Source organism: Terricaulis silvestris (genome assembly GCF_009792355.1).
Taxonomy (GTDB): domain Bacteria; phylum Pseudomonadota; class Alphaproteobacteria; order Caulobacterales; family Aquidulcibacteraceae; genus Vitreimonas; species Vitreimonas silvestris.
Genome location: NZ_CP047045.1, coordinates 2,609,088 through 2,622,594 on the forward strand (window position 1 = coordinate 2,609,088; position 13,507 = coordinate 2,622,594).

Annotated in this window: 12 protein-coding genes; 2 read left to right on the forward strand and 10 right to left on the reverse strand. The window is 64.8% G+C overall.

Annotation, left to right across the window (positions count from 1 at the left end; genetic code table 11):
* Nucleotides 1-22 precede the first annotated feature (22 nt).
* Complete coding sequence (locus DSM104635_RS13390; RefSeq protein WP_158766685.1) at nt 23-1,837, forward strand: hypothetical protein; 1,815 nt, start codon at nt 23-25, stop codon at nt 1,835-1,837.
* Here DSM104635_RS13390 and DSM104635_RS13395 read toward each other — a convergent pair.
* From DSM104635_RS13395 to DSM104635_RS13415, 5 genes are all read right to left on the reverse strand, one after another.
* Nucleotides 1,807-2,451 carry an ABC-type transport auxiliary lipoprotein family protein gene (locus DSM104635_RS13395; RefSeq protein WP_158766686.1) on the reverse strand — a complete coding sequence of 215 codons (645 nt, stop codon included), beginning with the start codon at nt 2,449-2,451 and terminating at the stop codon, nt 1,807-1,809. The two genes, DSM104635_RS13390 and DSM104635_RS13395, sit on opposite strands and share 31 nt — an antisense overlap.
* A complete protein-coding gene (locus tag DSM104635_RS13400; protein ID WP_158766687.1) occupies nt 2,448-3,299 on the reverse strand; it encodes an MlaD family protein in 852 nt (283 codons plus the stop codon). The genes DSM104635_RS13395 and DSM104635_RS13400 overlap by 4 nt, the downstream gene beginning before the upstream one ends.
* A gap of 4 nt (nt 3,300-3,303) precedes the next feature.
* Nucleotides 3,304-4,053 (reverse strand): ABC transporter ATP-binding protein, encoded by a 750-nt coding sequence (locus DSM104635_RS13405; protein WP_228445689.1) that lies wholly within the window; start codon nt 4,051-4,053, stop codon nt 3,304-3,306.
* Nucleotides 4,050-5,183, reverse strand: coding sequence for an ABC transporter permease (locus tag DSM104635_RS13410; protein WP_158766688.1), 1,134 nt, complete (start codon nt 5,181-5,183; stop codon nt 4,050-4,052). The genes DSM104635_RS13405 and DSM104635_RS13410 overlap by 4 nt, the downstream gene beginning before the upstream one ends.
* Nucleotides 5,184-5,302: 119 nt before the next feature.
* On the reverse strand, nt 5,303-6,505 hold the full coding sequence (locus tag DSM104635_RS13415) for an MFS transporter (RefSeq protein WP_158766689.1): 1,203 nt from the start codon (nt 6,503-6,505) through the stop codon (nt 5,303-5,305).
* An 86-nt stretch (nt 6,506-6,591) separates the two neighbouring features.
* On the opposite strand from DSM104635_RS13415, the gene pip reads away from it, so the two are divergent.
* The gene (pip, locus tag DSM104635_RS13420) at nt 6,592-7,572 is read left to right on the forward strand and encodes a prolyl aminopeptidase (protein ID WP_158766690.1); all 981 of its coding nucleotides are present in this window, start codon (nt 6,592-6,594) and stop codon (nt 7,570-7,572) included.
* On the opposite strand, the gene rodA is transcribed toward pip, so the two are convergent.
* The 5 genes from rodA to DSM104635_RS13445 are packed head-to-tail and all read right to left on the reverse strand — an operon-like array spanning nt 7,573 to nt 13,429.
* Nucleotides 7,573-8,718, reverse strand: a complete 1,146-nt coding sequence (gene rodA, locus DSM104635_RS13425; protein WP_158766691.1) for a rod shape-determining protein RodA — start codon at nt 8,716-8,718, stop codon at nt 7,573-7,575.
* On the reverse strand, nt 8,715-10,718 hold the full coding sequence (gene mrdA / locus DSM104635_RS13430) for a penicillin-binding protein 2 (protein ID WP_158766692.1): 2,004 nt from the start codon (nt 10,716-10,718) through the stop codon (nt 8,715-8,717). Before mrdA ends, rodA begins: the two co-directional genes overlap by 4 nt.
* Nucleotides 10,715-11,233, reverse strand: coding sequence for a hypothetical protein (locus tag DSM104635_RS13435; protein WP_158766693.1), 519 nt, complete (start codon nt 11,231-11,233; stop codon nt 10,715-10,717). Before DSM104635_RS13435 ends, mrdA begins: the two co-directional genes overlap by 4 nt.
* Nucleotides 11,230-12,360 carry a rod shape-determining protein MreC gene (locus DSM104635_RS13440; protein ID WP_158766694.1) on the reverse strand — a complete coding sequence of 377 codons (1,131 nt, stop codon included), beginning with the start codon at nt 12,358-12,360 and terminating at the stop codon, nt 11,230-11,232. Before DSM104635_RS13440 ends, DSM104635_RS13435 begins: the two co-directional genes overlap by 4 nt.
* Before the next feature lie 22 nt (nt 12,361-12,382).
* Nucleotides 12,383-13,429, reverse strand: coding sequence for a rod shape-determining protein (locus DSM104635_RS13445; RefSeq protein WP_158766695.1), 1,047 nt, complete (start codon nt 13,427-13,429; stop codon nt 12,383-12,385).
* Nucleotides 13,430-13,507 lie beyond the last annotated feature (78 nt).

Consider the following 13,507-nt stretch of genomic DNA (forward strand, 5'->3'; position numbering starts at 1 on the left):
CGGGCGCTCGGGAGTTTGCGCAATGTATTTTAACCAAGACGACGACGAACGCGATCCGTTCGAGTTGTTCGGCGACGAAGTCGCTGAAGACTCGCGCGGCGACATCGCGTTGCAGGAGTTCGAGAACACGACCGAAGAGCCGGCCGTGATCGAACCGCAGCAACCTGCGAAGGTTAAGACCGGTTTCTCGTGGGCGGGTTTCGCCGGCGGCCTCGCGGCCCTGGTGTGGATCGCCGGCGCAATCGGCGGACCGCTTTCATATTTTGGCGTCACCGCCGTGTTGGCGATGGACCCGGCGATGCAAGCCGGTCTGCTCGCTTTGGCGTTCGGACCTGCTCTGCTGTTCTGGGTTTCTGCTTCGGCCGCCGGTGAATCGCTGAAGACGCGTTACCTGACGACTGAACTGACGCGCCTCAGCCAGCAAGCGCGCTTCCCGACGGAAGCGGCTGAGCTGGAAGCACAACGCGTTTCCAACACGGTGAAGAACGAGATCGAGTCGCTGAACGACGCGGTGTCGGCCGCACTGGATCGTCTCGCGGAACTGGAAACGGTCGCTCAGCGCAACGCCAACTTGTTCGGTGAAGCCATCAACGCTTCGCGCGATAACGCCGCTCAGCTCTCTTACGCCCTCAAGGTCGAGCGCGACGCCATCGTCGAACTCAACACCGACCTCAAGGGCCAGACCGAAGTGATCGCGCACTCGGTGGGCCGCCAGGTCCGCCTGATGCGTGAAGCGTCGAAGATCGTGAAGACGGAAGTCGGCGCGGCTGAGGACGCGCTGCAGTCGCACTTGTCCTCGTTCGCCGCTTCGGCGCACGAAATGGGCGAGCGCACTGCCGCCTTCCATCACGCCGCCGACAGCGCCGCTCACGCGACCGCTTCGCTCAACGGCTCGATGACCGAAATGCTGGACGGCCTAACGCAAGCCACGCGTCTGACCGAAACCGCGAAGAAGTCGACTGCCGAAGCCGTGCTGGCCGCCAACGAAACCGCGAGCGCGGTTCGTGAAACGACCCGCACCGCCGTGCAGGAGGCCAAGCGCGCTGCGCAGCTGATCCGCGCCGAAACGGTTGCGTTGCAAGACGCCGCCGCCGAGACGCTGGCCAAGCTGCAAGACGCCGCTCACGCCGCTCGCATGGCTTCGGAAGAAAGCCAAGCCGCCGCCGACTATCACGCCGCGTCGATCGAGAAGCGCCTCGGCGCCCTCGCCTCGGCCGCTGGCGCGAAGAAGGTTGCAGCACCTGCGCCGCGTCCGGTTGCACAGCGTCCGGTCGAGCGTCAGCCGGAGCCGGTCATGGTGCGCGAAGAAGTGACGACGTTGCACGCCGCGGCGACCGCTGCGGTGGGCCGTGGTTCATCGCGTGGCCGCGTTGACGTTGCCGAGCCAAAGCGCGTGTTCAAAGGCTTCGGTTCGTGGGGCAACTTCATGCCGCAGCGCGACGACGGGCCGACGCCTACCGCCGCCAACGAAAGCGCGTTCGAACTCGCTGACTTCGGTTCGTCCACGACCCGCAAGGATCCGGACACCGAGCTCAAGTCTGGCGCGATCGACCTGGTGACAGACGCCGGTGTTGATCTCGGCGACATTCTGAACGCTTCGGACCTTGAGCGCATCGCCCGCAATTCGCGGGATGGCGCTTCGGCCCGCCGCCGTTCGGTGATCGATGCCGCTCCGGGTGCGGTTACCCGCATCTCGCGCCACGTTCGCCGCAACGCGAAAGCGCACGATGTAGCAATTGCCTTCCGCGCCCGTCCCGATCTCGCCAAGAGCGAGAAAAAGGGCGAAGGCTCGGAGTTGGTCCGCGCTTACCTGTTGATCGACGCCGCGCTGGGTTGATCAGCCTCTTCGGCGATCCGGGCTTGTTCCTGGGTCGCCGCATCTGCCGCAAACATCCCAATGCGCGCGCTGCCTTCACGGGCGGCGCGCGCAAGCGCTTGAGCGGCTATCGATGACGAGCGGTCGGAGACCGGCGCTTCAGCGACAACCAGTTCCGACGCGATGATGCGCCGGCCTTGGGCGACAAGGCGCACATCCGCGGAGAAACGTGCAGTCATAGTCTCTTCGCGCACCTCGAAGTCGAGCACTTCCCAGCGAATTTCGTAGTCGGCACGCGCTTCTCCGGATCGCGTCGAGGCGCGGAAGCGGCCTTGGCGGATCACGGTTTCAGCTAACACTTGCTGCAGCGCGTCCGAGGCGCGGTTCGACCACTGCGATTCCGCCACGTAGGCGATGGTGTCGCCGGTGCGCCAGATCAAATCAGCGCCGAGCAGCGCGCGTTCGCCGGTCGGCGCCGCGACGGCCACCACAGCATCGAGCGGTTCGCCTTGCAGCTCTTGCACGTCCTGCGCTTCCAGCACGTAGGTGCGCGGCGGTGGCGGCGGTTTCGGCAGCAGAGAGATACAGCCGCCGAGGGCGCTCGTCGCGGCGAGAAGAAGGATGAGGCGCTTCATGGCCGCAGCTCCACGGTGGGCCGCGGCGCGCGCGGCGTAAGGACGGATGGGTTTTCTTCAAGATTGTTGGCGACGCGGCTGATGCCGGCGGCGGCGCGTCGAATTTCTTCCGCAGCGAGCGCCAGCTCCGGCAACGTTTCACCGGCTGCGACGCCGGCTGCGGCGTTGACTTGGCTCAGCACTTGGTCAAGTTCAGCCAGATCGCTCTGCATCTGGCGCGCGAGTGTGGCGACCTCGGTAGCGGCGACGCCGGATTGCGTGATGACGGAGCGCTGATCGGCAAGCTGGTTGGAAACCGTTTCCAGGTTTTCAACGATGCGCGTGACGCGCGCGATGTTTTCGTCGGTGAGGAGATCGCGCACGGCGGCCATGGCTTCGCTGGCGCGCAGTGCAATATCTTCCGAGCGCGCGAGCAGTTCGTCGACTTGGCTGCCGCGGCCGACGATGCGCGGCAGCGGGCCGCCGAACATGTCGCTGCGCAGCAATTCAGACTCAGCGCCGCCGGGTGAAAGCTGGATCAACGTCACGCCGGTGAGACCGATCGGCTCAAGCTGAGCCTCGGTGTCTGTCTTGACCGGCACATCGCTGGAGACGCGGATGCGGGCGATGACGCGGTTGGTGTTGTCGGGATCGATGCGCAGCGACTCCACTTCGCCGACCTTGATGCCGTTGAAGCGCACTTCGCCGCCTTCGGTGAGCCCGCGCACCGGGTCGTCGAAGACGACGTCGTATTGATTGAAGCCGCGGCGGAGGTCACCGGTCGACATCCACATCGCGAACAACATGATGAGGACGGCGCCGATCACGGTCGCCGCGCCTATCATTACGTAGTGTGCCTTCGTTTCCATCTCATCACCCTCCGGCGGCGCGCCCTGCTGCGCGTCCGCGCGGTCCTGAGAAATATTCCTTCACCCAGCCGTCAGCGTCGGCGACGATCTCTTCGATCGTTCCGAGTGCCGCGACTTTGCCTTCGTAGAGAACAGCGACGCGGTCGCAGATCGCGTGCAGCGTATCGAGGTCGTGCGTAACCAAAAAAACCGTGAGGCCCAGCGAGCGTGCGAGTTCCTCGGTCATGCGATCAAAGTTCTCGGCGCCGATCGGATCCAGGCCCGCTGTCGGCTCGTCGAGGAACAACAGTTCCGGATCTAGCGCGAGTGCGCGTGCGACGGCGGCGCGCTTGCGCATGCCGCCGGAAATTTGCGCCGGCTTTTTGTAGAACGCGTCAGGACCAAGGCCGGCCATGGTGAGCTTCAGGCCGGCGATCTCGCTCCGGAGGTGTGCAGAAATACGCGTGTGCTCGCGCAGCGGCGCTTCGACATTTTCGAGCACGGTGAGATTGGAAAACAGCGCGCCGTCCTGGAACATGACGCCGAGGCGCGGCTTGCGCTCGTCCTCTTCAAAACACGGGAAGCTGATCTCGCCTTCCGTCGGCGTCTCCAGGCCGACGACCTCTCGCAGCAACACAGACTTGCCAGTACCGGACGGGCCGACAACGCCCATGATCTCACCACGGCGCACATCGAGGTCGAGCCCGTTGTGTACGGTCTGCTCGCCGAAGCGTGTGACAAGACCCCGAACGCGGATGGCGATCTCCTCACTCACAGGTCCAACTCCAGGAACCAGAGCGCGAACAACGCATCCATCAGGATGACCATGAAGATGGCCTGCACCACGGACGACGTGACTTTGCGGCCGAGCGAGCCGACATCGCCGCCGACAGAGAGTCCCTGCTTGCAGGCGATGATGGTAAGCACGAGCGCGAACGGCGCAGCCTTGGAGAATCCGACCCAGAAATGCTGGGCCGGTACCACCTCGGAAATACGCGCGAAGAACATGTTGGGACTGACGCCGAGTTCGCCCCAGGTGACGAGCAAGCCGCCGAACATGCCGGCCATCATGGCGGCGAAGGTGAGAATCGGCGTCATGATCAGCATGGCGATGACGCGCGGTGCGACCAGCGCTTCCATCGGATCGATGCCGATGACGCGCATGGCGTCGATTTCCTGGCGCATCTTCATGGCGCCGATCTCGGCGGTGAAGGCGCTGTTGGTGCGGCCCGCGAGCAGCACGGCGGTGATGACGACGCCGAATTCGCGCAGCATCGAAAACGCCACGAGCTCGACCGTGAACACGGAAGCGCCAAAATCGCCAAGGATGCGCGCGCCGAGATAGGCAACGACCATGCCGATAAAAAACGCCAGCAGCGCAACGATCGGCATTGCGTTGAGACCCGCCACTTCCATCGTGTGGACGACGGAGACCCAGCGAATGCGGCGAGGATTGGTGACGAGGCGCGACAGCACGACGAGCGTTTCGCCTAGAAACGAAACGGTATCGATGATCTCGTGGCCGATCGAAGCCATAATGCGGCCGACTCGTTCGAGGAAACCGTTGAGGCCGGTCGGGCGCTGCGGTTTTTCCACGATGGGCGCGATGGATTTGCGCGCGGCGGCGAGCAAACGCATGGCGTTGGAGTGGTCGCCGCGAATGGCGATGCGGGCTTTGTCGCCGGCGGGGCTTTCGCGGAAGGTGCGGTCGAGCAGATAGGCGCCAGCCACATCCATGCGGCCGAGATTGGAGACGTCGACCACGGCGCCCGGCTTTAACCGGTTCGCAACCGCGCGCAGCTCGGCTTCCAGCGCGGCAATGGTGTCCACGGTCCAGTCGCCGGAGAGCGACAGGACCGGCCCACGGCCGTTCTCCTGGAAGTCGAATGCGGCCTCAGCGGCCATAAAACGCGTCCCTTCAGGCTTTCTGCCCGTCAACCATTAGGGGCTAACAGAAAATATTAGGCAAAGAACGGCTGCGCGCGCTGCTGGTTGGCGAAGTTCTCGCAGCAGGCGAAAAATAGTTAACGAGGTGTTGCTTTCGAGGCGCGCCGCTCGAGTAACAGAAGCGCTAACGCGCCGCCCGCGACAGCGATCCCTGCCATGGCCCAGTATCCTTGCGCGCCAACAGCATCGTAGAGCGCGCCAGACAAAAGCGTGGCCATGCCCATGAGCAAACCCGCGGATAGCCCTGCGTAGAGCGTTTGCGCGGTGGCGGCGGAGGATTCCGGCGTGTCACGGAACAATAGACGCATGGCGCCGATATGGGCGGCGGCGAAGCTGAACACGTGCAGCGCCTGAAGCGGCCAGAGGATGAAGCCGGTCGGCGCGAAGCCCATGGCGACCCACCGGATCACTGCGCCAATCGAGCCGATTATGATCAGCGCTTCCGGCGTGGTGCGGCGCTCGATCGGCGGCAAGCACCAGAGGAAGATGACTTCAACCGCGACGCCGAACGCCCACAACAGGCCGACAATCTCAGCGGGAATCCCCTGCTCGCGCCAGACCAGCGTCGAGAAGCCGTAGTAGAACGCGTGTGCGCATTGGATCAGGCCGCACGCGAAAATCAGGATCACAAAGCGGCGGTTGCGCATCAGCTCCGCGATGCGGCTGAACCCGGCGCGCTGTGTCACGACATGCTGCGGCGGTGGGTCTGGCAGCATCGCAAGCCACGACGATGCGCACACGCTCGCGAGCGACAGCAGCACCCAAGCGACCGTCGCGCCGACGCCGAAGCGCGCCACGAGCAGGCCGCCGACAATGTTGGCGAACATGAACGCGACCGAGCCGATGCCGCGCGCGACGCCGTATGGAATGCGCCCGTCCGCGGTGGCGCGAAGCGTCGCTGCTTCAATCAGGGGCGTCAGGGTTTGCGACAGCGATAGCGCGATGAGACCGAAGATAAGCAGCTGCCAGAAGCCGCTGGCGAGGAAGAAGAACACGGCGTAGGCGGCGACGGCGGCGATCGAGATAAGGCGCAACGGCGTGCGGCGGTCGGCGACGCCGTCGGCCCAATGCGCGATGGTGGGGCCGATGAGGATGCGCGCCAGTTGCGGCAGCGAAAGCACCGCGCCGATCTCGGCGCCGGTCAAGCCGCGTTCGGCCTCCAGCCAACGCGGCAGGAAAACCAGAATCACACCGGCCGCCGTGTAGAGACACGACATCACCAGCGTCACGCGCACAGCGCGGGAGGCGAGCAACGGTGTGGGGGTTGGTTCGGCGCTCACCCACAGCGCCTAGCACTTAGGCAATTTCAACGGGAGAGGTGAAACGGCGGCTTGCCCGTGGCGGCGCACGCTCCTAACCAAGCGTCATGTACGGACAATCCACGCCACCGCGCCGCGACCTCTACCCTGCCATCGAAGCCTCGCATGGTGAGATGCTGAAGGTTTCGGACCTGCATTCCATTTACATGGAAACGAGTGGCAACATGCGCGGGCGTCCGGTGGTGGCGCTCCATGGCGGACCTGGCGGAGGGCTGTCGCCGGAAATGCGCCGCTTCTTCGATCCGCAGCGCTATCGCATCGTGATGATGGATCAGCGCGGCTGCGGCCGCTCGACGCCGCACGCGGAGGTGCGCGAGAACACCACCTGGGATCTCGTCGCCGACATGGAGCGCGTGCGCGAGAAGCTCGGGATCGACAAGTGGTTGGTGTTCGGCGGTTCGTGGGGCTCGACGCTGGCGCTGGCGTACGCGGCAAAGCATCCGGAGCGGGTCGCGGGTCTGGTGCTGCGTGGAATTTTTCTGCTGCGGAAGAGTGAGATCGATTGGTTCTATCAGAACGGCGCGAGCCACGTGTATCCGGACGCCTTCGCGCGGTATGTCGGCGTGATCCCGGAAAACGAGCGCGGCGATCTGCTGACAGCGTTTAACACGCGGCTGACCTCCAACGATTGGGCGACGCGGCTGGCGGCGGCGCGGGTCTGGGCGCGCTGGGAAGGCGAGACGATCTCCATCGCGGGGCCGAGTGCGCTGCCTTCGCGGTTCAATGAGGATCGGTTCGTCGAAGCGTTCGCGCGGATTGAGAACCACTATTTCATGAACGGCGGCTTCTTTGAACACGATGGCTGGCTGTTGGATCAGGCGCCGCTCTTACGCCACATCCCCTGCCGGATCGCGCACGGACGCTACGATATGTGCACGCCGCTAACGTCAGCGTGGGAATTGAAGCAACGCTGGCCGGAAGCGGAGCTGGAGATCATCCACGACGCAGGACACAGCTCGCTAGAGCCTGGCATTGTCGATGCGCTGGTGCGCGCGACCGATTGGATGGCGGATCGCGCGGCCTGGTAATTACCACAGCCAGCCGCGCGCTCCGTGCTGGTCACGGTGCAAGTCGATGCTGAGCACGATCGTGTATCCGGCCATCAGCGTGAACATCGCGGTGCCGCCGAAGCTGATGATGGGCAGCGGAATGCCGACCACTGGTACGAGGCCGATCACCATCGCCGTATTGATGAAGACGTAGCACGCTAGCGTGGCGGCCACTCCGGCGGCGGCGAGTTTGCCAAACAACGAACGTGCGCGCAGCGCCACTTGCATCGTCAACGCCATCAGCGCGCCGAACAGCCCAAGCACCAGCGCGCCACCGAGCAGGCCGAATTCCTCGACGATCATCGTGAAGATGAAGTCGGTGTGCTTTTCCGGCAGGAAGTCGAGCTGGCTTTGCGTGCCTTGCAAATAGCCGCGACCAAAAAGTCCGGCGGAGCCGATCGCGATCTTCGATTGCAGCACGTGGTAGCCGGCGCCGAGCGGATCGTCGGTGATGCCGAGGAAGACGTTGACGCGGTCGCGCTGATAGCCGTGCAACAGACTTGTGTAGGCGAAGATGGCGCCGCCGACAGCGACGATCGCGCCCGCCGCAATGATCCGCCACAACAGACCGCCCAAGAACATCACGATCAGCCCCGCGAACATCACGAGCATCGCGGTACCAAGATCAGGCTGGTGCATGATCAGCGCGATAGGCGCGACGATCATCAGAAACGGCGGCACGATCCAGAGCACGGTGCCGGTGCGGCGCGCGTCGAGCTGATGGTAGTAGCGCGCCAGGGCCAGCACGATGCCAATCTTCATGATCTCGGACGGCTGCAGCGAAAGCGGCCCGATATCGAGCCAGCGCGTGGCGCCCATGCGCGTCGCGCCCGCGACTTCAACGCCGACAAGCAAGAGCAGCCCTACGGCGTAGAGCGGATAAGCGATCGCGAGCCAGAAGCGTGTATCCAGGAACATCGCACTGAGCAGCAGGATCGAGAGCAGCACGGCGAAACGCATGCCGTGCGTCAGCGGCATTTCCGTCCACGCGCCGGATGAAACCGAAAAGTGCATCAGCACGCCGACGAAGGCGAGCGCCACGAGGATCGTGATGATGCCCCAGTTGAGCTTGCGGAAGCGGTCGAAAATTGTGTTCGGACTTGAGCCGATGGAGAGCGCCGTCATGCCCGTGTCCCCGCTTCAAGCTGCGCCAGCCGCGCCGGCGGGCGGTTGGCAGTGTCACGCAGGAAAGCTTGGCGCAAGATCATGGCGGTGATCGGCGACGCGTCGAGCTGGTAGTTGAGGTGGCCGCCGTGCTCCATGACGACAGCGGCGGCGTAGCGCGGATTGTCGTAAGGCCCGAACGAAACGAACAGTGCGTGGTCGCGCAGACGCCACGGCAATTCTGAATCGTGGCGAACACCGCCGGCGCGCTCGGCCGCGGTAATGACACGCGCTTGCGCGGTGCCGGTTTTGCCGGCGATCTGGACCGGCGTGCAGCCTGGCGGCGCGCCCGCTGCGTCTATGATGACGCCATCCGGACGGCGAACGCATTGGATCATGTTGCCCGCGCGCGTGGCGGTGCCACCGCCTTCGTTGGCGACGCCGAACATGCCTTGGCGGATCGCAAGCAGATGCTCCGGCGATATGTCCGGCAAGATCGCTGGCGTGGGCGGATCAGTGACGCCGGGCGCTTCACGCACCAAGCGCGGCAGCACGGCGCGGCCATTGTTGGCGATGCGCGCCGCCATCGTCGCGAGCTGTAACGGCGTGACGACGAGCGAGCCTTGGCCGATGCCATAGTTCACGGTGAGGCCCGCGGTCCAGCGTTCGTGCCGGTTGGCTAGCCACCATTCCGGATCGGGCACCAGGCCGCGCTGAACGTTGGGCAGCGAGACATCGTGGGCGAGGCCGAAGCCGAACTCGCGCGCTGTGGTCGCGATACGTTCAGGGCCGGCGCGCAAGGCCGCTTGGTAGAAAAAGACGTCGCAGCTTTCCTTGATGGCGCGGTTCATGTTGATGCGGCCGTGGCCGCCGCGCTTCCAGCAATGGAAGTTGCGCCCGCCGAACGGGAAATAGCCCGGGCAGTTGATGTGCCAGTCGTCCTCGACGCCAGCTTGCTTGGCGGCGATGCCGACCATGAGCTTAAACGTCGAGCCCGGTGGATAGCCGCCGGAGATGGCTTTGTTGAAGAGCGGCTTCTTCTCGTCCTCGTTCAAAACCGCGAACGGCGCTTGCGCGATGCCGTTGACGAATTGGTTGGGATCGAACGTCGGTGTCGACGCCATCACCAAGATGTCACCATTGAAGATGTCCATCACGACTGCGGAACCCGCCTGATCGCCGAAGCTCTGCATCGCTGTGCGCTGCAGTTCGTGATCGATCGTGAGCACGACGCCCGAACCACGCACCGGCTCCCGACGTTCACTCTCGTCTTCGCCCTGCTCCACGCCGCGCGCGTTGACGATGACTTTGCGCCAGCCGGCTTCGCCATGCAGCACCGTTTCCATCGACGCTTCGAGGCCGGCCTTACCGACGCGCACATGGGGATTGCGCAAATACACCGAGCGACTCTGGCCGCCGACAGGATCTTCCTCGATCGCCCGCTCGAGATCGTGTTGCGTCGGCTTCTGCACGTAACCTATCGGGTGCGCGTACACGACATCGAACGGATAGGCGCGAACGTCAGCGGAATTGGCGACGATGCCGCGCAGTTCAGGCAAGCGCACGTTGATGGCGTTGAACTCTTCCCACGTCAGCCCTTCTTTCAGAGGCTGGGGCTCGTAGCGTGAACCGCTGCGCACGCGGATGATGGCGCGGCGCGCCCATTCGGCATTGAGCCCGAGAATCTGCGCGACACGCCCGACCACGTCCTCCATGTCTTCGACGTCATTTTGAATGACGGAAACTTGGTAATCCTTGCTGGTTTGCGCCAGCACGACACCAAAGCGGTCGTAGATGACGCCGCGCGGCGGTGCGATGATGCGGGTGTCGAAGCGGTTGTCGTCGGCGGCGGCGGTGTATTCGCGGCTGATCAGGTTGGTGGCCTGCAGCTGCGCCATACGAAACAGGATCGCGCCCATCACGCCGGCGCCGACGAAGCTCATCAAAGCGGCGCGGCGCGTGAAGATCACGTTGGAGTCGCGTTTCGGAAGCGTCGAGCCGACGCGCTTGCCGCGACTCATCGCCGTGCTCCCGGTCGCTGGCTGGCGGAGGCGCTCATGTAGAGCGGGCGCACCAGCGGGAAGATAACGGCGGTGATGATCGCGGCTTCGGCGTACGGCGCGACCGACACGTTGCGGCCAAGGCCGAGCGGCGCGACGAAGTATGCGATCCCAATGGTGATGAGCGCGGTGACGATGAATCCACCCCAAAGCGACACGAGGTTCGGCGCCGACATCGCGACAGCGGCGACGCGGCCAACGAGATAGGCGGAGAGATAAAGCACCACGAACAGGCCGTACGGTCCGCCTGCGAGTTGATCATGCAGCAGGCCGAGAAACGCCAGCGTGATCGGCGCGCGCCAGCCGCTTTCGTCTTCAGCGGCCCAGCCATAGGCGGCCCACAGCACAGCGAGCGGCAACGGCGGTTGCGCGAACACCGGGCCGAGCGGGAGCGCCGGCAGAATCACGCTCAGCACCGCGAACGCGAAGCCCCAAGCGCGCAGCGTGTCGCGGCTTGGAATGCGGAGCGCGTTCATTGTTGCGGCGCCGCGGGCGGCGCTTCCGGTTGTGGTTGCGGCGGCGCGGCTTCGGCCGGCGCGGGAGAGATCGTCGGCGTTGCGGCGGCGTCCTGCGCGGCGACGCGGCGCGGACGCGGTACCGGCGGCGCAGTTGGCGCGGTGGGCGGCGGCGCGACGGTTTCGCGGCCGATGGCGGAGACGGACGACGATGCCCCAAGCGGCGGACCTTCGTCCGCGACCGGCGCGTCCTCCGGGCGATCAATGCCGACGAACGGCAGGATGCGCACGAAATCGATCGGACGTTGCGAGGCGGCGAGCGCGACGCGCCATTGGCCGTCGCCGCTCGATCGCGCAATGCCGACCGGGATGCCGCGCGGGTAGAGGCCGCCGTCGCCCGACGTGACCACGCGCTCGCCTTCACGCAGGCTTTGCGCGCCGACGATGTAATCCAAGCGCGGCGCCTGCATCTGGAACGGGTGGGTATAGAGATCGGGCGGACGTGTCGCCTGCCCTGCCAGCACGGCGCGCACGCGAGACGCATCGCCCATTACCGGGATGCGCGAATTGTAGTCGTCCAGCATCAGCACGCGCGCCGAGCGGCGGCCGACTGAGACCACGCGGCCGATCAAGCCGTTCTCGTTCACGGCGATGTAGCCGACGCGGACGCCGTGATCGCTGCCGGCGTTGGCAACTAGCGTGCGCGTGAACGGTCCGCCGCTATCGAGCACGAGTTGCGCGGCGATTGAGTCATCGATGTCGGCGCCTTCGCCAAAGCGATCCGCCGGCATGCGGAGCAATTGTTCGTAGCGCGCGTTGCGCTCGGCAAGACGCTCGGCCAGTTCGCGCCAGGCTTGGAGTTCGCGGTTTTCGCGCTCGAGCTCTTCGATCCGGGACGTCGCTGTCCACATGCCGCCGAGACGTGAGAACAGATCTTCGCCGGCGCGCGCTGGACCGGTCGCAACGCGACCAGCCGCACCAGCTGCGCCATCTCCGGCTTGTTGCGCGGCTTGGCTGACGGTGTTGTTGTTGGCTTGGACGGCGACCAGGATCACGGCGCCGATAGCGAGCGCGATGCCCAGCATCACGCCTGGCGGGATGCGTCTGCCCGCACCTGCTCGCCGCACACCGCTTCTGCGCCTGGCCATGACCGCCCTTCGTTAGCCGCGCTTAGACTTCTTCGGATAGCAAACGGCGCGCTTCCGACGAATTTATGGTGTCGAGTGCGATTCCACAGCCCTTCACCACACACCGGAGCGGATCGTCCGCAACCGAAACGCGGATCGAGATGCGTTCTTGCAGAACCGTATCGAGATTGCGCAGCAGCGCGCCGCCGCCTGTGAGCATGAGGCCGTGGTCGTAGATGTCCGCGGCGAGTTCTGGAGGCATTTGCTCGAAGGCTTGGCGCACGGCGTCAACGATGCGGGTGACCGGGTCGGCCAGCGCTTCGGCGACCATGGCTTCGTTGACGGTGATTTCCTTCGGCACGCCGGAGAGATTGTCGCGGCCCTTGATCGGCATCGACATGCCCGAGCCGGTGTCCGGCGCTTTGGCTGTGCCGATTTCCTTTTTGATGCGCTCGGCGGTGCTATCGCCGATCATCAGATTCTCATGGCGGCGCAGATATTGGATGATCGCTTCGTCCATCTTGTCGCCAGCTTCGCGGAGCGAACGCGACCAGACTAGGCCGCCCAGCGAAAGCACAGCGATTTCCGTAGTGCCGCCGCCAATGTCGACGACCATGCAGCCCGAGGGATCGTCGATCTGCAGGCCGGCGCCGAGTGCTGCGGCCACCGGTTCTTCGATCAGCTTCACGCGGCGCGCGCCGGATGCTTGGGCGCTTTCGAGGATAGTACGGCGCTCAACTGGCGTTGCGCCCGTCGGCACGCAGATGACGATCTGCGGCGAGATCAGCGCGGGGCGTGGGAGCACCTTGCGGATGAATTGCTTGATCATCTCCTCGGCCACGTCGAAGTCGGCGATGACGCCGTCGCGGAGCGGACGGATGACTTCCATGTTGCGGTGGGTCTTGCCGAGCATGGTCTTGGCTTCGGCGCCAACCGCATAAACGACCTTGCGGCCGCCTTCGTTGACGTACGCAACCACGGACGGCTCATCGAGAACGATGCCGCGTCCTTTGACGTGGATCAGCGTGTTCGCGGTCCCGAGATCGATGGCCAAATCTGGCGCAACGAGACCGAACATATTGCCGAGCATTCTGTGACTACCCTCGCCGCTTGGCCTTCGGCCGAATCAAGCCCTTCCTTGGGCTTAACGCGGCATTCTTAACAATAT